Origin of the sequence: Frederiksenia canicola (genome assembly GCF_011455495.1) — a bacterium.
Classification (GTDB): Bacteria; Pseudomonadota; Gammaproteobacteria; order Enterobacterales; family Pasteurellaceae; genus Frederiksenia; species Frederiksenia canicola.
Genome location: NZ_CP015029.1, coordinates 1,922,025 through 1,943,995 on the forward strand (window position 1 = coordinate 1,922,025; position 21,971 = coordinate 1,943,995).

The 21,971-nt window shown below is 40.2% G+C and carries 19 protein-coding genes; 6 read left to right on the plus strand and 13 right to left on the minus strand.

What is annotated here, in order from left to right; all coding sequences use genetic code 11:
* Window positions 1-39 precede the first annotated feature (39 nt).
* The 3 genes from leuS (at window position 40) to holA (ending at window position 4,369) form a co-directional block, all read left to right on the plus strand.
* A complete protein-coding gene (gene leuS, locus A4G17_RS09180) occupies window positions 40-2,622 on the plus strand; it encodes a leucine--tRNA ligase (RefSeq protein WP_123955889.1) in 2,583 nt (860 codons plus the stop codon).
* A 218-nt stretch (window positions 2,623-2,840) separates the two neighbouring features.
* On the plus strand, window positions 2,841-3,341 hold the full coding sequence (locus A4G17_RS09185) for an LPS-assembly lipoprotein LptE (protein WP_123955888.1): 501 nt from the start codon (window positions 2,841-2,843) through the stop codon (window positions 3,339-3,341).
* Between the two features lie 5 nt (window positions 3,342-3,346).
* Entirely contained in the window at window positions 3,347-4,369 is a 1,023-nt protein-coding gene (holA, locus tag A4G17_RS09190) for a DNA polymerase III subunit delta (protein ID WP_123956679.1), read from the plus strand.
* Here the strand turns inward: holA and A4G17_RS09195 are convergent.
* Genes A4G17_RS09195 through A4G17_RS09230 form a run of 8 tightly spaced genes read right to left on the minus strand, consistent with a single transcriptional unit; the run spans window position 4,366 to window position 11,408 of the window.
* Window positions 4,366-4,953 carry a Maf family protein gene (locus A4G17_RS09195; RefSeq protein WP_123955887.1) on the minus strand — a complete coding sequence of 196 codons (588 nt, stop codon included), beginning with the start codon at window positions 4,951-4,953 and terminating at the stop codon, window positions 4,366-4,368. The genes holA and A4G17_RS09195 overlap by 4 nt on opposite strands.
* Before the next feature lies 1 nt (window position 4,954).
* The gene (locus A4G17_RS09200; RefSeq protein ID WP_123955886.1) at window positions 4,955-5,755 is read right to left on the minus strand and encodes a glycosyltransferase family 2 protein; all 801 of its coding nucleotides are present in this window, start codon (window positions 5,753-5,755) and stop codon (window positions 4,955-4,957) included.
* Complete coding sequence (locus A4G17_RS09205) at window positions 5,755-6,639, minus strand: glycosyltransferase family 2 protein (protein WP_123955885.1); 885 nt, start codon at window positions 6,637-6,639, stop codon at window positions 5,755-5,757. Before A4G17_RS09205 ends, A4G17_RS09200 begins: the two co-directional genes overlap by 1 nt.
* The gene (locus tag A4G17_RS09210) at window positions 6,632-7,813 is read right to left on the minus strand and encodes a hypothetical protein (protein WP_123955884.1); all 1,182 of its coding nucleotides are present in this window, start codon (window positions 7,811-7,813) and stop codon (window positions 6,632-6,634) included. Before A4G17_RS09210 ends, A4G17_RS09205 begins: the two co-directional genes overlap by 8 nt.
* A complete protein-coding gene (locus tag A4G17_RS09215; RefSeq protein ID WP_123955883.1) occupies window positions 7,813-8,595 on the minus strand; it encodes a glycosyltransferase family 25 protein in 783 nt (260 codons plus the stop codon). The genes A4G17_RS09210 and A4G17_RS09215 overlap by 1 nt, the downstream gene beginning before the upstream one ends.
* The gene (locus A4G17_RS09220; protein WP_123955882.1) at window positions 8,567-9,520 is read right to left on the minus strand and encodes a glycosyltransferase family 52; all 954 of its coding nucleotides are present in this window, start codon (window positions 9,518-9,520) and stop codon (window positions 8,567-8,569) included. The genes A4G17_RS09215 and A4G17_RS09220 overlap by 29 nt, the downstream gene beginning before the upstream one ends.
* A 17-nt stretch (window positions 9,521-9,537) precedes the next feature.
* Window positions 9,538-10,734, minus strand: a complete 1,197-nt coding sequence (locus tag A4G17_RS09225) for an oligosaccharide flippase family protein (RefSeq protein ID WP_123955881.1) — start codon at window positions 10,732-10,734, stop codon at window positions 9,538-9,540.
* Window positions 10,734-11,408 (minus strand): acylneuraminate cytidylyltransferase family protein, encoded by a 675-nt coding sequence (locus tag A4G17_RS09230; protein ID WP_123955880.1) that lies wholly within the window; start codon window positions 11,406-11,408, stop codon window positions 10,734-10,736. The genes A4G17_RS09225 and A4G17_RS09230 overlap by 1 nt, the downstream gene beginning before the upstream one ends.
* Window positions 11,409-11,532: 124 nt before the next feature.
* Between A4G17_RS09230 and A4G17_RS09235 the strand changes: the two genes are divergently transcribed.
* Window positions 11,533-12,276, plus strand: coding sequence for a YdcF family protein (locus A4G17_RS09235; protein ID WP_123955879.1), 744 nt, complete (start codon window positions 11,533-11,535; stop codon window positions 12,274-12,276).
* A gap of 68 nt (window positions 12,277-12,344) precedes the next feature.
* On the opposite strand, the gene thiI is transcribed toward A4G17_RS09235, so the two are convergent.
* Entirely contained in the window at window positions 12,345-13,793 is a 1,449-nt protein-coding gene (gene thiI / locus A4G17_RS09240) for a tRNA uracil 4-sulfurtransferase ThiI (RefSeq protein WP_123955878.1), read from the minus strand.
* 194 nt (window positions 13,794-13,987) lie between these two features.
* Here thiI and A4G17_RS09245 point away from each other — a divergent pair, with 194 nt between their 5' ends.
* Complete coding sequence (locus tag A4G17_RS09245) at window positions 13,988-16,366, plus strand: TonB-dependent receptor (protein ID WP_123955877.1); 2,379 nt, start codon at window positions 13,988-13,990, stop codon at window positions 16,364-16,366.
* Window positions 16,367-16,503: 137 nt separating this feature from the next.
* Here the strand turns inward: A4G17_RS09245 and tdeA are convergent, their stop codons facing one another.
* From tdeA to gpt, 3 genes are all read right to left on the minus strand, one after another.
* Entirely contained in the window at window positions 16,504-17,895 is a 1,392-nt protein-coding gene (gene tdeA, locus A4G17_RS09250; protein WP_123955876.1) for a toxin/drug exporter TdeA, read from the minus strand.
* Window positions 17,896-18,466: 571 nt separating this feature from the next.
* Entirely contained in the window at window positions 18,467-19,090 is a 624-nt protein-coding gene (gene gmk / locus A4G17_RS09255) for a guanylate kinase (protein WP_123955875.1), read from the minus strand.
* A gap of 89 nt (window positions 19,091-19,179) precedes the next feature.
* The gene (gene gpt / locus A4G17_RS09260) at window positions 19,180-19,659 is read right to left on the minus strand and encodes a xanthine phosphoribosyltransferase (RefSeq protein ID WP_123955874.1); all 480 of its coding nucleotides are present in this window, start codon (window positions 19,657-19,659) and stop codon (window positions 19,180-19,182) included.
* 179 nt (window positions 19,660-19,838) lie between these two features.
* On the opposite strand from gpt, the gene A4G17_RS09265 reads away from it, so the two are divergent.
* Window positions 19,839-21,293, plus strand: coding sequence for an aminoacyl-histidine dipeptidase (locus tag A4G17_RS09265; RefSeq protein ID WP_123955873.1), 1,455 nt, complete (start codon window positions 19,839-19,841; stop codon window positions 21,291-21,293).
* A 60-nt stretch (window positions 21,294-21,353) separates the two neighbouring features.
* On the opposite strand, the gene A4G17_RS09270 is transcribed toward A4G17_RS09265, so the two are convergent.
* A complete protein-coding gene (locus A4G17_RS09270; protein ID WP_123955872.1) occupies window positions 21,354-21,962 on the minus strand; it encodes a sigma-E factor negative regulatory protein in 609 nt (202 codons plus the stop codon).
* Between the last annotated feature and the right edge of the window lie 9 nt (window positions 21,963-21,971).

Below are 21,971 nucleotides of genomic sequence, written 5' to 3' on the forward strand. Positions count from 1 at the left end.
ATGTAGCAATTTTTTCTGACAAATTTAAGGTTAAAAATAATGCAACAACACTATAATCCGAGTGCGATTGAGCCTAAAGTTCAGCAATACTGGGCTGAAAATAAGGTGTTCAAAGCAATTAAAGACACAACCAAAGAGAAATATTACTGTTTATCTATGTTCCCCTATCCATCAGGCCGCCTGCATATGGGCCACGTGCGTAACTACACCATCGGCGATGTTGTGTCTCGTTATCAACGAATGCTTGGTAAAAATGTGTTGCAACCGTTTGGTTGGGATGCCTTCGGCTTGCCCGCGGAAGGGGCGGCGATCAAAAACAAAACCGCACCCGCAAAATGGACATACGAAAACATCGAATATATGAAGAAACAGTTGCAATTGCTCGGTTTCGGTTTTGACTGGGATCGTGAAATAGCCACTTGCAAACCTGATTACTACAAATGGGAACAATGGTTCTTCACCGAGTTATATAAAAAAGGCTTGGTTTATCGAAAAACCTCAACGGTGAACTGGTGTCCAAACGATGAAACGGTATTGGCAAACGAACAAGTCCATGAAGGCTGCTGCTGGCGTTGTGATACTCCTGTGGAGCAACGTGAAATTCCGCAATGGTTCATCAAAATCACCGATTACGCAGAGCAGCTTTTAGGCGATTTGGACACTCTACCAAACTGGCCGGATCAAGTAAAAACCATGCAACGTAACTGGATAGGCCGTTCTGAAGGGGTTGAGATTACCTTTGATATCAATGAATTAAATGAGCAAGTGACGGTTTATACCACTCGTCCAGACACCTTTTATGGCGTAAGTTATATTGCTGTGGCTGCCGCTCACCCACTTGCGAGTTTAGCGGCTCAAGGCAATCCTGAATTGGCTCAATTCATTCAAGAAGCGAAAAATACCAAAGTAGCAGAAGCAGAACTTGCCACAATGGAGAAAAAAGGTATGCCTACGGGCTTATATGCCGTTCACCCATTAACCAACGAGTTATTGCCCGTTTGGGTAGCGAACTTTGTGTTGATGCACTACGGCACAGGGGCGGTAATGGCGGTGCCAGCTCACGATGAACGAGACCACGAATTCGCGTTAAAATACGATTTGCCAATTAAGCAAGTAATCCGACCGCTTGATCACAGTGAGTGGGATTTCAAAAAAGCGGCATTGACCGAACACGGCATTGCGGTTAATTCAGCTGAGTTCGATGGCTTAGATTTTGATGGTGCTTTTAACGGTATTGCGGATAAACTCAACCAAATGGGTGTCGGTAAACGCCAAGTGAATTATCGCTTGCGTGATTGGGGCGTCTCTCGCCAACGCTACTGGGGGGCCCCAATTCCAATGCTCACCCTTGAAAATGGCGATGTTGTGCCTGCACCAATGCAAGATTTACCCATTATTCTGCCAGAAGATGTGGTGATGAACGGCGTACAAAGCCCAATCAAAGCGGATCCAAACTGGGCAAAAACAACCTTTAACGGCGAACCCGCATATAAAGAAACCGATACTTTCGACACTTTTATGGAATCTTCTTGGTACTACGCTCGCTACACCAGCCCGCAATACCACGAGGGAATGCTTGACAGTGAAGAAGCAAATTATTGGTTACCAGTCGATCAATATATCGGCGGGATCGAACACGCTACGATGCACTTGCTCTACTTCCGCTTCTTCCATAAATTATTGCGTGATGCCGGTTTGGTGAACAGCGATGAACCAACCGATAAATTGCTTTGTCAAGGCATGGTACTTGCCGATGCGTTTTATTATACAAGCCCAACCAACGAGCGTATTTGGGTCAGCCCAACGGAAGTGACCTTAGAACGTGATGAAAAAGGTCGTATCATCAAAGCCTTTGATAAAGAAGGACGTGAACTTGTTCACACCGGAATGACCAAAATGTCGAAATCGAAAAACAACGGTATCGACCCACAAGAAATGGTGGAAAAATACGGTGCGGATACCGTTCGCTTGTTTATGATGTTCGCATCCCCTGCGGAAATGACGCTAGAATGGCAAGAGTCAGGCGTAGAAGGGGCGAAACGCTTCTTAGGCCGTTTGTGGAATTTGGTGTTTGAATACCAAAAAGATCCAGCAAAAGCCGCGGTCGATCCAACTGCGTTATCGGCAGCTCAAAAAGCCCTTCGCCGTGATATGCATAAAACCATTGCAAAAGTGAGCGATGACATCGGTCGCCGTCAAACCTTCAACACCGCTATCGCTGCGATTATGGAGTTGATGAACAAACTGACCAAAGCCCCACTTGCGGACGGTCAAGACAAAGCTGTAATGGCTGAAGCCCTAAGTGCGGTGGTACGAATGCTCTACCCAATCACTCCGCACATCTGTTTCGAGTTATGGCAAGCGCTCGGCAACGACAGCAGCATCGACTTCGCCCCTTGGGTACAAGCAGACGAAGCGGCAATGGTCGAAGATGAAAAATTAGTCGTGGTACAAGTAAACGGCAAAGTACGTGGCAAAGTCACCGTGCCAGCGGATGCAAGCGAAGACGATGTGAAAACCGCAGCCCTTGCCGATGAAAACGTGACCCGCCATTTAGACGGCTTGAACATCATCAAAACCATCTATATTCCATTTAAAATGTTGAGTTTTGTGGCGAAGTAATGACTCAGCTCTCTCCCGGTTACGGGAGAGAGGCCGCAGGAATACCTCCCGTATTTTTGCAGAGAGGGCAACAAGCGGTAAGATTTGAACAAAATTTTGCAAATCGACTCCTACCCCGCCTACGGCAAGGCAGTAGGATAGGCTTAAGCCCATCAATTGTTATGATGTATTGCTGATAAGCTACTACATAGCAAAAAAGAAAAACCAAGGATCTTCCTATGTTAAAAAAACTGTCCGTTCTTGTTGTGCTGTTGTTAACCGCTTGCGGTTGGCAATTTAAAAACAACGAATTATTCCCTGAAGAACTTCGTACTCTACGTTACGAAAGTGCTGACCAAAACAGTGATATGTCTCGCATTTTGCGTAACCAGTTGTTATTAAACGACATTACGATTGTCCCCGCAGAGAGCAAAATCCGCACCGCCACGTTGCGTTTAAATTCAACGGAAACGACCTCCCGTGTGGCATCGGTGTTTAAACAAGCACGTGAAGCGGAAAAAATTCTTAGCCTAACGGTAAAAGCCACGGTTTCTGTGCCTGAAAAAGCAAGCTATCCACTTGAAGTGTCGGTACATCGCACTTTCTTTGACGATTCCCGTGCTGCCTTGGCGAAATCAGAAGAAAAAGAGAGCATTATACGTCAAATGTATGAGCAAGCTTCTCGTCAGTTACTGATCAAAATCGCTGGATTGCATAGCGAACTTTCAAAAGTGAAATAACAATGTTGCAACGGATTTTTTCGGAAGCCGTCGATGCCAACCTGAGCAAAGGTTTACAACCATTCTATTTGCTTGTAGGACAAGATTTATTGTTGGTGGGGGAAAGCAAGGACAAAATCGTTCAATCCGCTCGTCAGCAAGGCTTTGAAGAAAAAAACGAATTTACGATCAATAACGATACGGCTTGGGAAAAACTGTTCGACCAAGCCCAATCTTACGGCCTTTTTGCGAGCCGCCAAATTCTCGTTCTCACCCTTCCCGATAACATCACTACCACTCAGCAAAAGCAGCTTGCTGAGTTACTTGCGTTGTCGAATCCTGACTTACTGTTTATTTTGCATCTGCCAAAACTCACCAAGCCTATGGAAAAACAAGGCTGGTTTAGTCAAATCGCTACTCAAAGCATACTGATTAACTGCCAGACACCTGATGTGTCGAAGTTACCAGTTTGGTTACAACATCGAGCCAAAGCAATGAATTTAACCCTTGAGCCTGAAGCGATGAAGTTGCTATGTTACAGCTATGAAGGCAATCTGCTTGCGTTGAAACAGGCATTGCAGCTACTGCAATTACAAACCCCTTCAGGAAAAATTAGCTTGGGCAAAGCCCAAGAGATCATTGAACAGTCTGCACAATTCACACCATTTCAATGGATTGATGCTTTGCTTGACGGCAAAATCGGACGTGCTACTCGCATTTTGCATCATCTCAAAAATGAAGAAGTCCAGACCGTGGTGTTACTGCGAGTGATCCAAAAAGAGCTAATGATTTTGCTTGAAATCACCCGCTCGCCACAGGCGATAAAGGGCTTTCAGCCGTTATATAACGGTAATTTGCGGGCGGAATTTGACCGTTTGAAAGTGTGGCAGAATCGCCGACCATTTTATCAAAGTGCAGTTAATCGCTTTACTTATACCAAGTTGTACAGCTTGATCCAAACACTTGCTCAGCTAGAAAAGCAAGTAAAACAAGAGTTTAGTGATGAGATTTGGTTAGAGTTAGAGCGTTTCGGCTTACAATTTAGTTAATTGAGAATTTCTACGCCACATTGTCGTAATAATTCTGCGGTTTCAAACAACGGTAAGCCCATCACACCAGTAAAACTGCCTTCAAGATGGGAAATAAAAATCCCACCCACACCTTGAATGCCATAAGCCCCCGCCTTATCCATCGGCTCGCCAGTGTCGACATACGCCAAAATTTCTGCTTCGCTCAAGGTTTTAAAAGTCACCTCGCTGGTTTGTACGCATTCAAATTGTTCACCGTTATGGCTCACACAAATAGCGGTAAACACTTGGTGTGTACGCCCTGAAAGCTGTTGCAGCATGGCAATTGCCTCGGCTTTATCTTTCGGCTTGCCTAAAATCTTGCCATCAATCGAAACGGTAGTGTCTGCTGTCAAAATCGGCAGATTTGCAAACTTTTCCGCTAAACTGACCGCTTGTGCCGCCTGATTTTTCGCTAAGGCAATACGTAAACAGTAAGCTTTCGCCTTCTCATTCGGCAATGGGGTTTCATCAACTTCTCCCGTAATACGATGCAGCTGTAAATCAAGAGATTGCAATAATTCCCAACGGCGTGGACTATTTGAGGCTAAATAAATCGCTTTCATACTATTTTCGAGTAAATTTATATACAAAACGCAATGCAGAAACGGGCAATAAACGAGGCAAGGCTCGTATTAAAAAGGTGACTAGCCCACTTGCCAAGCCTTGCAAACCCAATCGATATTTCAATTTAAATAATCGCCATTCCGCTTTGGCTTGCGGCAAACCACGGCGGCGACCAACCATTCCATTGCCCACGCGGGCGTAAACTAATACTTCTGACAAATTTGCCACTTTTTTGCCCAGTGCAACTAATTTGATCCACAAATAATAATCTTCCTGCAAATCTTCATAACCACCGACCTCTAGCACTGCAGACTTCTGGTACGCCACGGTCATATGATTGAACGGACAGCGTTGTTGGGTGAATTGACGGATTTCATCGTTACTCGTCGGCACTCGGCGATAACTCACGATGTCGTTGATATTTGAACCAAATTCAGCAATCTGTCCACCAAAGATGACGGTATCAGGATTTTTCTCAATGAAATCAACCTGCTTTTCAAACCGCTCTGACACGCAAATATCATCGGTATCCATTCTGAAAACCCATTCGTACGAACATTGCGTTAAACCGTAATTTAACGCCTTGCCTAAGCCTTGATTTTGCTCTAACCGAACAATCACAAGCGGTAAGATTCCGGTAAAATTTTGCACTTCTTGCTCTAATTCAGGGGTAATTTTGCCATCAAAAACCAATACAATTTCATCGGCGGGGCGAGTTTGGTCCGCTAAACTCTGCAAGGCATCCCGTAAAAATTGCGGATTTTCCTTAACATATAAGGACATTAGCACGGAAAATTGCATTAAATAAACCTTTTTATATTGATGGCTAATTTAGGTGAAATTAGCGTAATCATTGTAATCATTAAATATTTCATACTTTTACTTTGCTTAAATAACTCAAAATAATATTTAGCCGCTTTGCGTGATAAATTCATAATATAAGGATACGCCAGCATATACTGAGTATTAAATGCAAAATTACTTTTTTGCTGTGGCGTTTTTACATATTTATTCGCAATATATTCAATTGCTTTTTCAGTATGTTGATGATGAGTGGATACGCTCGATCGTTTTGTATGAAACGTACACTGACTTAATGCATTCTCCAAATAAAACGGTCGGAAGCTTTCATCTGAAACGACTTTTAATACAAATTCATAATCTTCTAATGAATGTAAATCGCTTGATAATCCATTAACTTTAAGATAAAGATCTTTTTTCACTGCTATCATTGGCATCCCACCAATTTTATTTGCCTTTAAAATATTATCTAAAGTCAGTTCCTGAACATTCGAATAAGGATGAGTAAAATAAGAAAATCCTTCATTAACCATAATACATTCCGCAGGATGATAGATGAAATTCACCTGTGGATTTTGTTCAATTACATTCGCTAATAGCTCACATTTTTCAGGTAAAAAACGATCATCATCATCTAAAAAAAGTAGCCAATCATATTGTGAGTGTTTTACTCCAATATTCCGACTTTCTGCTGCCCCTTGATTTTGTTGATTACGAATCAAATTCACTGGAAATGGATAGCGTTTTTGAATTTCAACAAGATCTTCAGAAGAATCATCAACAATAATCACTTCAAAATTATAAATGGTTTGTGACTCTAAACTAGCTAATAAATAGGGAATTTCTTCCTTACGATTATAAGAAGGAACAATAATACTAAACATTAGTTGTACTCTTTTGTTTAAATAGCACTATATTTTTACCTGAATATCCAAATAGAGATAAAAACATCAGTAAAATCATCATAATACCTGGATAGGCGTAAGTATCGGCTTTCACATTTAAAATAGTTAATATTGCTAAAGTAGATAAAATAAATTTCCAGCTACCATCAAACCAATTTTTTGCTATTTTCACGACAAAAAAAGCAGTAAAGGCAAAGCAAAGTAACATATAACTAACACCGCCATATAAGATTTGGCGTAAGAAGCCAGAATCTGTGCCACCATAATACCCGCCTTTTGGTGAATAATAGTAGCCATCACCAATTAAAATCTGTTTTAATTCAGGGATAAAGAGATGCTTTTGCATTAAGGTATCTGTTGAAGAACTAATTCTTCCTGTACCGTGAATTAAATTAATTAATGGTTCTAAAGCGTGTTCAACATATTTATTATCCGCATAATTAAAGGCTAAAAATAGACAAGTTGCAGTAAACAAAATTAATGTAGGAATATATCGCCACTTAAAATAAAGTACGATACTAATTACCGATAACATTAAAAAGGTTCTTCCAGAAACTATCCCAATACACAACATTAAAAATAGAAACACAGAATGAATGGTATTATGCTTTGCATTATAAGCTAATAGAAAATGCAATAGCATCAAATAGAAAATGCTTAACTGGAAAAATCCCGATGAAGTAAAATTATATAAACGATATTCCTGTTCTGAACCATAAAATTTAGGTAATACAACATGAGTTGAAAGGGCAAAATCAATCATAGAAGATACACCCACTAACGCGAATAAGCCAACAATTGCTTGAACACTAATACCGATTTTAAAGTCGTTAACCAACCTTTGTGGTTGATTAAGATAAAATAAATTATAAATGGCAATACCAAATAAAAATAAAATCAGACTTTTACAATACATAATAAGTACTGAAAAATCTTTTGTACCATATATTAACGCAGGAATTGTACTCAATAACATAAACCCAGAGACAACCCATAAGCTATCTACTGGAATAGTAATGCCTTTTGTTAATTTCTTTTGATACCACTGATAGCCTAACATCAACATAGCAATAATGCCTGACACAAATGCCATTCGCAAGAAATGGAATAACCAAGGATCATAAATGTAAAATAGATTGAATATCACAGACATTATAATCTTCCTAAATTACGCTTTACTGCTAATATTTTTTTTAGTGGATATTTAAGCATTTTTTTCAATAGATTATTTGCTTCGGAACCACGAACAGATTGTAAATTACTATTTAATGAAGGATTTTCAATAACCATGAGCGGACGAACAATTTGAATATCAAGATGAAATTGATCACCTAATAAAATAAAATCATCGGCTAACCAATAAGCCTTATTATGCTGTTTTACTTTTTCTAAAATCAGTCTTGCGGCTGATTTTTTAATAAGATAAGCTACGGTACCCGCAAAATAGTTTTTATAAGGATAACAAATAGCAAATCGACAATCTTCAGACCGTTGAAGTAAAAAGTTAAACGTGGTTGGATAATTAATTTCTAATTCAATATCATTAAATCCCGCAATTTTAGATTGCCCAACTAATAAAATATCCGCATTAGGATTTTGATTTAATAGCTTATCCAAATTTTGCTGAAACGCTTGGTTAAACTGGGCATCATCTTCACAAATTAATACATAATCTTGTTCTGCAATATCTTCATCATCAATAATCTGCTGATAAACTGATAAATGACTTAATGTACAACCAATTTCCCCTTTAGTTACATGACGATGATAGAGTTGTTCAAACTGGTTTATATCAAATTTTTCTGATAATTCCGAAAGCTCACTATTCATCGTATTAATGGCAGAAAACACCTTGAAATCTTGAGTGTTTGGCTGAGTAAAAAAGCGTTCTCGACGATATTCATCTTTATCTAGTGATATTAAGTATTTCTTCATTTTCTTCTCGAATATCAATAACAGGAATATCTGCCTGTTCTAATAAATCATAACAGCTAATAAAAGCTGGATTATCTATTTCAATTCTTAAGCCAATCGTTTCGATATTAGGACTTTTAATATTAAGTACCGCACTACTAAAATAAGTATAAACTCGGCATTTCTGGTTGGAAAAATATTGAGCCATATAATCTTCAAAAATCAGCGGAGTTTCAATATATCTTACATTATTTAATTTATATTGCTCACGTGGGTGCGGTAAATAATAGTCAATATTAAACCGCTTAATCACCCGATCTGCCAATGCAATATTGGCTTGATTATCGAAATACACGGGCTGCCCTAATAAAATATTGACAACATTACTCTCATCTATTTCAGATGAGCTAGGTAAGTTAAATAGATCAATATATTCCGCATTAGCAATAATATTAGGAAAATCAGGATAGATAGTATAATGTTTATGCGACAAAATCTTGAGTTTTGCAATGCTATATTTATTATTTAACAGTCTATTAATCGCTTTGCGGATAAAGGTATTGGGTTCATCATTATAATAAACACTGGTATTCACAATATTTGCAGTACCATCATCAAAGGTATATAGTGAATTAAATTCAACACTACTTAGCAAAAATTGAATTTGGATATCGTTGATGCTTGCCACAAAAGTTTTATCAAACTGTTTATTTTTAAATTGGCATTTAATTTGAAAAATTTCTTTTAAGAGATTAAAACGATCAATATGTTGATGCAAACTGAAAAAAACATCACATTTCTTTGCTAAACGCTTTGCATAAAATTGAAATTTTGGATTATCCACAGAATAGATCATTACTCCATAAAAAGACTCTTGCGAGTATTTTTCTATAATTTTTTCTGCAATTAAAACTTGCAAAGGGGTATAACAAATAATTAGATTCATTATGAACTCTCAAACTGTTAAGCAACGTTTTTCGTCATCGAAAATAAGATAGGAATAATTGCAACCGCACCTAAAATACTAGCAAATGGCACATATTCAATACGGATTAATGTAAATCCAATTAAACTCCCTAGATAAATTAAAGTCGATAAAATTGAGCAAATGGAAATGAGCTTATTTTTCCCATGATAGAACAGATAATTAACCAAAATAAAATAAGGAATAATTAACGCTACTGCTAATAAAAAGCAGATAATATAATATTTTGTACCTACAAATTGACTCCCTAACAACCACACGACTAAACTTTCAGGAATGATCCACATCAATAGTGCAGGTAATGGCACAACAACAAGCGAGATCAATGCCCATTTATGCACCTGTTGAATACCAATTCTGTTTTGTTTTAATCCCTCAAAAAAATAAGGCACTAAGGCTTTATTGATTGCTTGTAATACTACCATCAAAATGGCTGCCACTTGAGCACCCATTGCATATAAACCCAACTCTGTTTGGCTATATTGATGGAAAATAAAAATACGATCGAGCTGCCCTTTTAAAAATAGGCTTACGTTATGCAAAATCAATGGCACACCAAATACAAACAAATAAGCTAAGGCAATTTTATATTTTTTAAGAGAATACCGTTTTAATTTAGTTTGTCTGCTATATAAAAAATAGGAAATAAGAAATACCGTAATATATCCCAATAAAATAGCAATAATACGTTTCTCAACCAAATTTTGCTCAAATAGCTCTAATAAAACAATCGTATAAATAACTGCTGAAATACTCGAAATAAATTGAATAATGGTATAAGGAATAGCCTGTTTTTGGCACTGCCTAATACCCAATTGCACACTAAAAAAGGATTGAAAGATAGCCGTTAATGCCACATAAACTAATACTTCTGATTGAGCGATCCAACACCCAATCAGAATTAAGCCACCACTCAATAAAGTATATGCATATCCCGAAGATACAACCAAATTTAACGAGCGTTTACCATAAAAATAAAAATAGCGGGTGACCGCACCTTCTTGGCTTAAACTGACAACAATAAAAAATAAAACCGTAAAGGTTTGATAATAAGAAAGCTCACCAAAGCCTTCTACGCCTAATTTACGAGATAAATAGGGCAATAATAAAAAAGGCATTGCTCGGGAAAATAACTCCCCAAGCAAATAAATAACGCTATCTTTTACTGCTTTCATTAAATTTCTTTCTCAATCAAACTTTCGGCAAGTTGTAAGTCGTGAGTGGCATCAATATCGACTGAGCGATAGGTTGGCATTAAATAAAATTTCACTTGCGGAATAAAGAAATTCTTTTCTGCTAATAAACTGGCAATATCATTGATATAAATTGCACCGTTGGCACGATACATTTTCGGCAATTGTTGGCGTGGGGCTTCAAAGTCGCATAATTCACGCACAGGCACCACCTTATCTCCATCTAAAGAAAAGGACTTGAATGGGTGATGCTCACATTCACAAGCCGATACGACTGACTTGCAATTACCCGATAAATAAAGCTCCATCGCATTACGCACATCTAATGCGTTGCGTAGCGGGCTAGTTGGTTGAAATAACGCAGCAACACCTTCAGTAATTCCTAGCGTTTGTAAGCAATGCAACACGGCATCAATGGTTTTAGTATCGCTTTGTGCCAATTCCACAGGGCGATGTAACGCCTTCGCACCATATCTTTCGGCCTCTGCTAAAATTTTTTCGCCATCTGATGTCGCCACAATTTCATCGAACATTGCCGACTCTTTCGCCGCTAAAACCGCTCTCCCGACTAGCGAGATTCCACCAACGAGTTGGAGATTTTTGTCTTTGATCCCCTTCGAGCCTGCACGAGCAGGAATAATTGCAATTTTTTTCATAAATCTGACCGCTTGTGGTAATGAAATTGCCTGCCATTCTAATTTCAACAGAGATGTTAAACAATAGACAAGCACCAACCAATTAGGAATAATAACCACATTTTACTTAGCTTGACACAATCCTATGTTTGAACTCACCAAAATTATCACGGCAGTTATTTTACCGCCATTTAATGTTCTGATTTTATGGCTACTTTCTTTGCTTTTCGCCAAATTGAAATGGAAAACCTTGAGCCTTTTCACCTCACTGTTAGGCATTGGCATTTTGTATATGTTCAGCATTCCCTACACTTCACAAAAACTGCACGACTCACTGGTCACAGAAGATAATTTAACCCTTGAAGATTACCGCTCTGCCCAAGCTATCGTGTTGCTTGGCGGTGGCTTACGAGATAACAAAGAGTTGTACGCCAAACTCGCCACCAATCAAATTGCGTTTGAACGCGTTCGCTACGCAGCCTATTTGCAGAAAGAAACCGGTTTGCCTTTATTAATTACGGGAAGCAGCCCGAATGGCACATCAGAAGCGGCAGTGATGGGGAGAGAACTAGAGATCTTTTTCAACGTGCCTACACAATGGCTTGAACAACAGGCGAGAACCACTCGAGAAAATGCTGTCTTTAGTAAAGAGATTTTAGCCAAAGAAGGGATTAAAAAAATTGTGTTAGTCACCAATCAGTGGCATATGATGCGAGCAAAATTGCTCTTTGAACGGGAAGGGTTTGAGGTTTTGCCTGCGAGCGTAGGAGCAGGCATCACGCCAGCGAATTACGTCTTGAACGTGATGTATTTCATTCCACAATCAGGAGCCTTGCATAGTAATATGCACGCCTTAAAAGAATGGCTCGGCTATTGGAAAGAAAAATAACTGAAATAACAAGTGGTCAGTTCCACTCATTTTTTTGCAAAAGGGTTCGCCTAAGCGAACCCTTTGTTTTATAAACGAAATACTTTCACATTGCTAAAGCCATTCTCTTTGAGATATAAGGCTTGCAGTTTACTCATCACGCCACGTTGGCAGTAGAGCAAATAGTTTTTCGATTGATCTAATTCACTGAAATAGTGGGAAAGTTTGTAGAACGGCAGTTCCTTGATTTCCACCCCCTCCAGTTTGAACGGTAATTCTTCTGTTTCTTCGGGGCTGCGAATATCCAAAATCACATCGTTTTCACCCAATTCAGACGTCGTTTCCACAGAAATCACTTCTTTTTCGGTCTGTTCGGCAATCTGTCGAATGTCTAAAAACTGAGCAGAACGGACCGCTTGTTCAAGCACATCAAAGTTAAAGTTGCCTTCTTCTTCGATGATTTTACTTTCAATCGCTTTCACTGTTGGATTTTTTGAAATCACACCACAAAATTCAGGCATCGATTTAGCGATATCGTCAGTGCCGATTTGCTTCGCCATCGCAATAATCTGCTCTTTGTCGTGGGTGATGAGTGGACGCAACACTAAAGTATCCGAGGCTTTATCAATCAAACGCAAATTCGTCAGCGTTTGGCTAGAGACTTGCCCGAGTGCTTCACCGGTGACAATCGCTTGAATGTCGAAACGCTCGGCAATTTTGCTTGCGGCACGCACCATCATCCGTTTTAGCACCACACCCATTTGCCCGTTATCGATGTTTTCTAAAATTTCGCCGACCACATTTTCAAAATTGATCGCCACAAAACGTACTTTATGTGAACTGCTGTAACGGCTCCAAATGTGGTATGCCATCTGTTTCACGCCGATTTCGTGGGCTGCACCGCCCAAATTGAAAAAGCAGTAATGTACCCGTGAACCACGGCGGATCAACATATAGCTTGATACACCCGAATCAAAGCCACCCGAAATCAGCGATAACACATCTTCTTGCGTACCAATCGGATAGCCACCAAGCCCGGCGTGACGAGCCTTAATCAGCAACATTTTGTCGTGTTCAATATCAATTCGCACCGTCACATCCGGATTGGTAAGTTGCACTTTTGCCGATTCAATCCGTTGATTTAAGCCACCACCAACATAACGCTCCACGTCTAATGAACGAAATTCGTGCTTGCCTTTACGGCGAACTCGCACACAGAACGTTTTGCCTTCTAGCTCGTCTTTTACTGCCGTATAGGTTTGTTCAAAAATATCGTGCATCGTTTTAAACGGGGTTTCTTCCACCTGTAAAATATGGTGAATACCGGGTGTGCGTTGCAATAAATCCAACACTAACGGCGCTTCTTCCTCCACTTTGGCACGCACTTCAATAAAGTCCCAATTGCGAATTACCGCTACGTTTTCCGTTTCACGCAACAGCACGTTACGAATGTTCGAGGTTAAAATTTTGATAAAGCGTTTTCTAACCGAGTCGCTTTTAATCATAATTTCAGGGAAAAGTTTAATAATAAATTTCATAATAAAAACAAGAAAATCAAAAAGCGGTGGATCCTACCACAATTTGCAAAAAATCCGTAGGATCTGACCGCTTGTAAATGAGTCCACAGGCAAATTGATTACATCATCACGACGCAATTCACTATATTTACATCATAAATTTTATCCTATATGATAGCGAGCCTTTTAACCATAAAAAATATATGGAATTCTTCATGAAGAAAATTTCTTACCTATCATTATGTATTCTCTGTGGGATTCACAACCAGCTCGCAGTGGCACAAGACAAACAAGAGCATCTTGAACTCGAACAAATCTCTGTTCATGGCGTAACCGACAATCGACAAGGAAGCTTGTTAAGCGGTCGTTTAGCGTCAAGTGAAAAAGTGATTCAATCTTATGCACTTAAACAACGAGCAAGCAATATTGGGGATGCTCTCTCGAATGAACCAGGCATTCACGCAAGCCAGTTTGGTGGCGGTGCATCAGCCCCTGTGATTCGGGGACAAGAAGGCAAACGGATCAAAATTCTCACGAGCGGTAGCGAAACACTCGATATGTCATCAATGTCACCCGATCATGCTGTTACAGTAGATAGCTTGTTGGCAAAACAAGTAGAAATTTTACGTGGTGCAAGCACGTTACTATATAGCTCTGGCAATGCTGCTGGTGTGGTAAACGTGGTTGACAACAAAATTCCAACGGCTACGGTTGATGGCGTTCAGGGGGAAATCGGTGTTCGCACGGGCACGGTTGATCATGAGCGTTTAGCGAATGTAGCGTTGGATATTGGTCTAGGTAAGAATGTCGTTGCCCATATTGAAGGCCTACAGAAAAAAGCAGATGACTACCGTACCCCATCTTACCTCTATCAAGGCACTATCCATAAGAAAATGGATAACAGCTTTGTGGAAAACAAAAGTGGTAGCCTCGGACTTTCTTGGGTTGGAGATAAAGGCTACTTAGGGGCTGCTTACACTGAGCGTAAAGATAAATATGGCTTACCTGCCCACTCACACCTTTATGATGACTATTATTTACATGTGTTATTATCCAACGCCCACTGGCGTAAACCCTATTTGCAGTACTATCCATTTTTAATGGAAGAAACGGATATTGATTACAATAACCCAGGTATTGACTGTATCAAAAAAGAGTGGCATAGCCATGGTCACTTATGTGGTCATGGACATTCTCATGGCCCGAATGATAAAAACCATGAACATACTCATCATGATAATCCGCACATTTTGCTAAAGTCAAAACGTTGGGATTTGCGTGGTGAATGGAAAACGCCGGTGAAAGGCTTAGATAAAATTCGTTTTTCAGTGGCGAAAGTCAATTATCGTCACGATGAAAAATCGGGAGCGATCTCCGATAACGCTTTCAAAAATAAAGGATACTCAGCTCGTATTGAATTTGTTCATCAACCAATTGGTCATGTCACAGGGGTAATCGGTATCAGCAAAGCTAATCAAGACAGCTATGCCTTAGATAACCATACGCTTGAGTACCGCCGTCAAAACCTGCTATCAGACCACACGACTGATCAGCAAAGCCTATTTTTAATAGAGCGTATCGAATTAGGTAAATTACAATTTGATGTTGGCGGACGTATTGAGCGTCAAAAAATCACCATGAAATACAACCTTGATGTGCCTGCAGAAAAAAAACCATTTGGCGATCTAACCAAACCGCATAAATCTACTGCTTACTCTTATGCGTTATCGGCAAATTATCAAGCGACGGATACACATCAATTCAATGTAACCTTTTCGCACCAAGAGCGTTTACCAAACGCCCAAGAGCTTTACGCTCACGGCAAACACTTAGCAACCAACTCTTTTGAAGTGGGTAATAAAAATCTGAAAAAAGAAAGTTCAAACAACATTGAACTTGGCTGGGCTTACACTGGCAACAAATTAGGGCTTAAGTTAAGCGGTTATTATCAAGATTTTTCTAATTATATTTATTCTGCGATTCTGAACGACAAAACCTGTTCTTGGCGAAAAAATGGGCGTTGCACTCGTTCTTTAACCGATGATTACCCATTACGTTTATATCGTTACAATCAATCTGAAGCGAATATTTATGGTTTAGAAGCGGAGGCGGATTATCAAATTTCATCTGCTTATGTAGTTGGCGTCTTTGGAGACTATGTGCGTGGCAAACTCAAAAACTTACCCGCTCTTCCAACGGGCTATGAGCAAGTTTATGATGAAAATTATGAAGCTATAGGAGTAAAACCAACAGGCTGGGAAAAACAACCCGATGGCAACGCTCCACGTATGCCTGCAATGCGTTTAGGTGCGAGATTCAACGCCTATTTTGACAATGGCGTGAGTTTCAATACACAGATTTATCGTGTATTCAAACAAAATAAAGTCGCACGCTTAGAAACACCAACACCAGGGCATACCATGTGGAATGCCGGTGTTAGCTATGACGGGCGTTTTGGCAACAGCAATGAATATACGCTGTATCTCAATGCCAACAATTTACTCAATGTGAAAGTTTATAACCATACGTCGTACTTGTCTTACATTCCACAAAGTGGACGAGGCATTAATGCTGGTATGAATTTAAGATTCTAAATCACATCGACTAAAAAATCCCTTATAGAAAATATAAGGGATTTTTTATATTACCGTTCAAATAGCATAGGAAAATGTTGCAATTCTTTTGCAACATTTTCCGAGAAACTGACCGCTTGTATCAGACTTATCAACAACTAACGGCTATATTTCCCTGCCATTGCTTGATAAATTGCCGCTTCGTTTTTGATTTGAGTGAATTTGGCTTCAAGCAAAGAAAGTTCAGACGCCCGTTCCGTGTTCAAGGCATTTAACCAATCACGCAGCTCGGAAATACCTTGATCATAACGATTTTGGTAGTAACCGCTGATTTTTTTATCACTTTGATATTTTTTCTGTAAATTTGCATAGCGATGTTGTGATTGTTGATAAGCGTAGTAGTAGCTGTCTATTTCATTGAGTGCCGAGGTGATGGTTTGCTCATAGTCGAGTTTCGCTAACTTATATTTCTCTTCCGAGATTTTCACGTTATTCGACACACGGTTCCAATCCAAGAATGGCAAATCAAAACGAATTAAGGCTGAGCCAACTGGATTATCGGTTAAATTATCCACTTTGGCTGCCGTGCCCGTTAGGCTTCCACCTAAAGTTAATGTCGGGAACCAGCTTTTTTCCATGGACGTGAGATTTTTAAATGAACTTTGCAAACGGTTTAAACTCGCCACGATGTCTGGACGGTTAGCAATCACCGAAACAGGGACATTCATATCTACCTTTTGCAATTTCACTTTGCTCAAGCTGGCTGACGCCACCGCAAGCGGTTCGTTCGGTTTTAAGTTTAGTAAATTGCGTAGCGTCTGCTCTGCGGTTTTCTGCCCCGTACGTAAATTGATCAACGTGTTTCTCGCCGCAAGCACCGCTTGATTAGACTGCTCAACACTCAAATGATCGATCAACCCTACTTTATATTTACTCGCTAAAATACGGTTCATCTGTTCGTAGGCTTTGATACTCTGCTCAGTCACACGAATGGCATCATTAAAATACGCTAAATTGTAGTAGCTGCTGATCACGCCATTGATCAATGATAACCTTGCCGCTTGGAGATCTTCCTCCGTCGCTTTTTGTTCCCATTCCGCTGCACTCGCTGCATCATGCAAACGTCCCCATAAATCAAGGGTGTAGCTCAAATTAAAGCCGAGCTGATGGTTGATTTGTGACACGCCTGTTGAAACTGCATTGCTGGTTGAGCCCACGCCTTTCGAAGCGGAAGACTGCTCAGTAGCACTAAAAGTAGGAACGAGATTGGCTCCTACTAAGTTAGCGTTATACAACGCCATATTGACCGCAATCGCGGCTTTCGCCAAATTGATATTATTCGCTAATGCCGTTTCAACTAATTGATTTAATTTCGGATCTTTATAGCCTTGCCACCATTTTGCATTAATTTGATATTGCTTAGTGATATTTTGATATTGTTGGAAAGTGTGTTGTGCCTGACCTAAAGAACCATCTTGGCTCATTTTATTCGCACAGGCAGAAAGCGTTAATGCTGCAGCTAAAGTAAGGGTGAATTTCATCATGTGCATAAAAAATTCCTTCGATTAAAAATATCGGGCTATTCTAATGAATTGCCCGACATTCGCCTAGCAGAAAATGAACGGTCATTCATTTTTTGCAAAAGTTTACAGATTAGTAATCTAAATAGAGATCGTTTTTCCCGCTATTCATCCACAATGGCATTGCTCCTATCATTGCTAAATAGTGAGCCTATTTCGTATAAAGCGGTCATTTCTTCACAAAGTTTTGCATTTTCGTGCTCCAGTACAAAGATGTCTTTCGACAACTCGCCAATCTGAGATAAGGCTTTGACCTCTTTTTACGATAGCTACATAGAAAATCAAGATACTCGTAAAGATCAAAACGAATAATGCTATTTCATCTAACATCTCGTTAAGAATCATAAAGCTAGCTCTAAATAAAGAAAAACGATGAGATTAGCATTTCTGCATTTTATAGTGTGCTTGGACAAGCCGAGCTATCGTTGACTAATTGAAAAAAGTGGATAAAGGTGAGTAAATAAAAAGTAAAACTACAAGCGGTCAGATCACCGACATTTTTTGCAAAATATTGTCAGGATCTGACCGCTTGCAAGCCGCCTTAGGCAGCAAGAAGTTGAGCAATTAAGGATTTATGGCGTTCGGCTTGCGTCGCTTGTTTCAAACGTTCAGCGGTTAAAATACTTTTCAGCTCGTTTAACGCTGTTTGGAAATCATCATTGACAATCACATAATCAAACTCGTGATAATGGCTCATTTCCGACACGGCTTCCGCCATACGTTTAGCGATAGTTTCTGCCGAGTCTTGCCCACGTCCAATCAAACGCTGTTCCAATTCCGCTTTGCTTGGTGGCAGAATGAAGACCGTTTTTACATTCGGCACTTTTTCACGAATTTGGCGAGCCCCTTGCCAGTCGATATCTAAAAAGACATCAATGCCTTGCTCTAGACTACGTTCGATCATCGGTAGCGACGTGCCGTAATAATTGCCAAACACCTCCGCCCACTCCAAAAAATGCCCTTGTTCGATCAGGCATTTAAATTGCTCGTGGTTGGTAAAATAGTAATGCACGCCATCTTCTTCCGCTGGGCGTGGGTTACGAGTAGTGTGTGAAATGGAAAGTTGTACTTCAGTGCGGGGTAAATCCGCCAGTAACGCATTGATTAATGACGATTTTCCCGCACCACTTGGGGCAGAAATAATATAAAGATTACCTAAATTCATAGTTGCAAAATAAGAGTGAAATGTGACCGCTTGTCAATACGTTTTAAGCAAAAAATTATCCCCCTTTGAAAAAGGGGGACTTAAGGGATTTATTGCTTAGACAAAGGTTGTACGAAAGTGATGCCTAAATCCCAAGGCTGTTCAATCCATGTTTCTTGTGGAATATCCACCACATAGTCATCGACTAAACCCGCTCCCATTGGTTTGGCGAAAACGGTAACAAACTTCGCATGTGGATACATTTTACGAATTTCACGAGCGGTGTTGCCAGTGTCAACTAAATCATCAACAACAATCCAGCCTTCGCCCCCATTTTCTAATTCTGCAGCGTGTAACACTTTTAATTCGCCTTGATCATCATGATCGTAGCTCGCAATGCAGACGGTTTGAACGTGGCGAATGCTCAACTCGCGGGCTAATACCGCCGCAGGAAATAAACCGCCTCGGCTTACTGCCACAATGCCTTTCCACTGTTTTGCAGGCAATAAACGGCTGGCTAATTTGCGTGCGTGCATATGGAACATATCCCATGTCACGATGTATTTTTCGTTTGTATATTTTTCGCTCATAAGTTCTACCTAAAAAGAAGGGTGACAAGCCACCTAATAAAAAAATTGCGTAAGGATAACCCGAAAAGCCGTTTCGTGCTATCATTTCAGCCTTTTTTTACAATTAAAGTGAGACTCCTTCGCAAATTTTGCAAAATTTTACGAAAAAGAGACCGCTTGTTATCCTTACAGGAGTAAATATGTCTGAAATTCAAACACTTACACCAAATCTATTATGGAAATGGTTTGATCAAATTTGTGCTATTCCACATCCGTCTTACTTTGAAGAAGAAATTGCCAATTTCATCGTGAATTGGGCGAAAGAGAAACAATTCTTCGTGGAACGAGATGAGGCGGGCAATATTTTAATTCGCAAAACAGCAACCAAAGGGATGGAAAATCGCCAAACTATCGCTATTCAAGCCCACTTAGATATGGTGCCGCAAGCGAACGAAGGCACACAGCACGATTTCAAAAAAGATTCAATTCGACCGTACATTGATGGCGACTGGGTAAAAGCCAAAGGTACAACGCTTGGAGCGGATAACGGCATCGGCTTGGCTTCTTGCTTAGCGGTGCTGGATGCGGACGACATCGCTCACCCAGAAATTGAAGCCTTACTCACTATGACTGAAGAAGCGGGAATGGAAGGAGCGATTGGCTTGAGAGCAAACTGGCTGAAGTCAAACATGATGATCAACACCGATACCGAAGAAAACGGCGAAATTTATATCGGCTGTGCAGGCGGTGAAGATGCTGAATTGACGTTGCCGTTGCAATATCAAGCTAATCCGTTTGATACCGCATTAAAAATCAACTTAAAAGGCTTACACGGTGGGCATTCAGGCTGCGATATTCACACCACTCGTGCGAATGCGATCAAATTACTCGCTCGTACGTTGTCGGAATTAAAAGCTGCGGTGCCATTCCAATTAGCTGAAATTCGTGGTGGCTCAGTTCGCAATGCCATCCCACGCGAAGCCGTGGCTGTGTTGGCATTTTCTGCAAAAGATCAGGCGAAACTGACCGCTTGTTTAGCGACTTTTGAGCAAGAACTCAAAGCTGAACTCGCACTTGCCGAGCCGAATTTAACCTTTATCGTAGAAACGGCTGAAATCCCTGCTGAAGTGTTCGATAAAACCAGCAGCGATAAAACGATTCAGCTACTCAATGTGTTACCAAATGGTGTAATCCGCAACAGTGATGCCGTGAAAAATGTGGTGGAAACGTCATTAAGTATCGGGATTTTACGCACAGAAAATGGCGTGTTAAAAGCGAAAATTTTAGTTCGTTCGTTGATTGAAAACGGCAAAGCAGACGTTCGCAGCCGTTTATCCTCTCTGGCAGAATTAACGGGGGCAACTGTTGCTTTCTCGGGCAGCTATCCTGGTTGGGAACCCGATCCAAATTCGCAGATCACCGCATTAACCAAAACGATCTACGATGAAATCTTAGGCTACGAAGCGAAAATCCAAGTGATTCACGCAGGCTTAGAATGTGGTTTGATCAAAAAAGTGTATCCAAAAATGGATTTAGTTTCTATTGGTCCAACCATCCGCAATGCCCACTCACCTGACGAAAAAGTGCATATTCCTGCAGTGCAAATTTACTGGGAATTGCTCACGAAATTATTAGCACAAGCACCGAATAAATAACCATAAAAAATGGTTGCTAGCTTAACATTAGCAACCATTTTTTCTTTTATCTCTTCAACATTATTTTTCAGTTTGAGAAGGTAGATTCTCTTTTACTGAAGATATTTGCGATTTTTCTTTTTCTGTTTCACTCAACACAACTGCTCCCACATTCGTACGGCGTTGCAACTCGTGATTTTGTAACAACGCATTAATACGACGTTGTTGATATTCAAGCTGTTCTGCCGTCGGCTGTTCTTTGGCAGGTGCATTGTAGCTCACTTGTTGTACTGAATTGCTAAATGGCAACGTTTGCAGCACAGGCTGTTCGACTTGAGCCACTTCATTATTGCTGTTCACGATATTCACACCGAGCACTGCAACTAAGCAGACTGATGCCGCAATTCCTGCTTGCATAATTGGTGTGCTCCAACGTTTAAGTTTAAGCAATAAGCCTTTTTTCTCTACTGTTGGTTGAGCGGCTTCAATGACTTCATCTTCTAGTAATGCGGCCATTTTCGCTGAAAAATCAGCACCTAAAATTTGCTCTTCGCCACGCATTACACTGCGAATAGTGTGATAACTCGCCCATTTTTGTTGTAACTCGCTGCTTGTACACACTGTCTCGGTAAACTCCCCGTTGACATTGTGTCCGTCCATATAGGCGGAAAGCGTTTCTCTATTTTGCATAGAATGCTC

Excerpts from the sequence above, each read along its gene's own strand:
- A4G17_RS09225 (WP_123955881.1), bottom strand. The coding sequence starts at position 10,734 with ATGAAAGCAGTAAAAGATAGCGTTATTTATTTGCTTGGGGAGTTATTT.
- gmk (WP_123955875.1), bottom strand. The coding sequence starts at position 19,090 with ATGAATTTAGGTAATCTTTATATTATTTCTGCCCCAAGTGGTGCGGGA.
- A4G17_RS09230 (WP_123955880.1), bottom strand. The coding sequence starts at position 11,408 with ATGAAAAAAATTGCAATTATTCCTGCTCGTGCAGGCTCGAAGGGGATC.
- leuS (WP_123955889.1), top strand. The coding sequence starts at position 40 with ATGCAACAACACTATAATCCGAGTGCGATTGAGCCTAAAGTTCAGCAA.
- A4G17_RS09245 (WP_123955877.1), top strand. The coding sequence starts at position 13,988 with ATGAAGAAAATTTCTTACCTATCATTATGTATTCTCTGTGGGATTCAC.
- gpt (WP_123955874.1), bottom strand. The coding sequence starts at position 19,659 with ATGAGCGAAAAATATACAAACGAAAAATACATCGTGACATGGGATATG.
- A4G17_RS09235 (WP_123955879.1), top strand. The coding sequence starts at position 11,533 with ATGTTTGAACTCACCAAAATTATCACGGCAGTTATTTTACCGCCATTT.
- A4G17_RS09270 (WP_123955872.1), bottom strand. The coding sequence starts at position 21,962 with ATGCAAAATAGAGAAACGCTTTCCGCCTATATGGACGGACACAATGTC.
- A4G17_RS09210 (WP_123955884.1), bottom strand. The coding sequence starts at position 7,813 with ATGTCTGTGATATTCAATCTATTTTACATTTATGATCCTTGGTTATTC.
- tdeA (WP_123955876.1), bottom strand. The coding sequence starts at position 17,895 with ATGCACATGATGAAATTCACCCTTACTTTAGCTGCAGCATTAACGCTT.
- A4G17_RS09185 (WP_123955888.1), top strand. The coding sequence starts at position 2,841 with ATGTTAAAAAAACTGTCCGTTCTTGTTGTGCTGTTGTTAACCGCTTGC.
- A4G17_RS09200 (WP_123955886.1), bottom strand. The coding sequence starts at position 5,755 with ATGCAATTTTCCGTGCTAATGTCCTTATATGTTAAGGAAAATCCGCAA.
- A4G17_RS09265 (WP_123955873.1), top strand. The coding sequence starts at position 19,839 with ATGTCTGAAATTCAAACACTTACACCAAATCTATTATGGAAATGGTTT.
- A4G17_RS09215 (WP_123955883.1), bottom strand. The coding sequence starts at position 8,595 with ATGAAGAAATACTTAATATCACTAGATAAAGATGAATATCGTCGAGAA.
- A4G17_RS09205 (WP_123955885.1), bottom strand. The coding sequence starts at position 6,639 with ATGTTTAGTATTATTGTTCCTTCTTATAATCGTAAGGAAGAAATTCCC.
- A4G17_RS09195 (WP_123955887.1), bottom strand. The coding sequence starts at position 4,953 with ATGAAAGCGATTTATTTAGCCTCAAATAGTCCACGCCGTTGGGAATTA.
- A4G17_RS09220 (WP_123955882.1), bottom strand. The coding sequence starts at position 9,520 with ATGAATCTAATTATTTGTTATACCCCTTTGCAAGTTTTAATTGCAGAA.
- thiI (WP_123955878.1), bottom strand. The coding sequence starts at position 13,793 with ATGAAATTTATTATTAAACTTTTCCCTGAAATTATGATTAAAAGCGAC.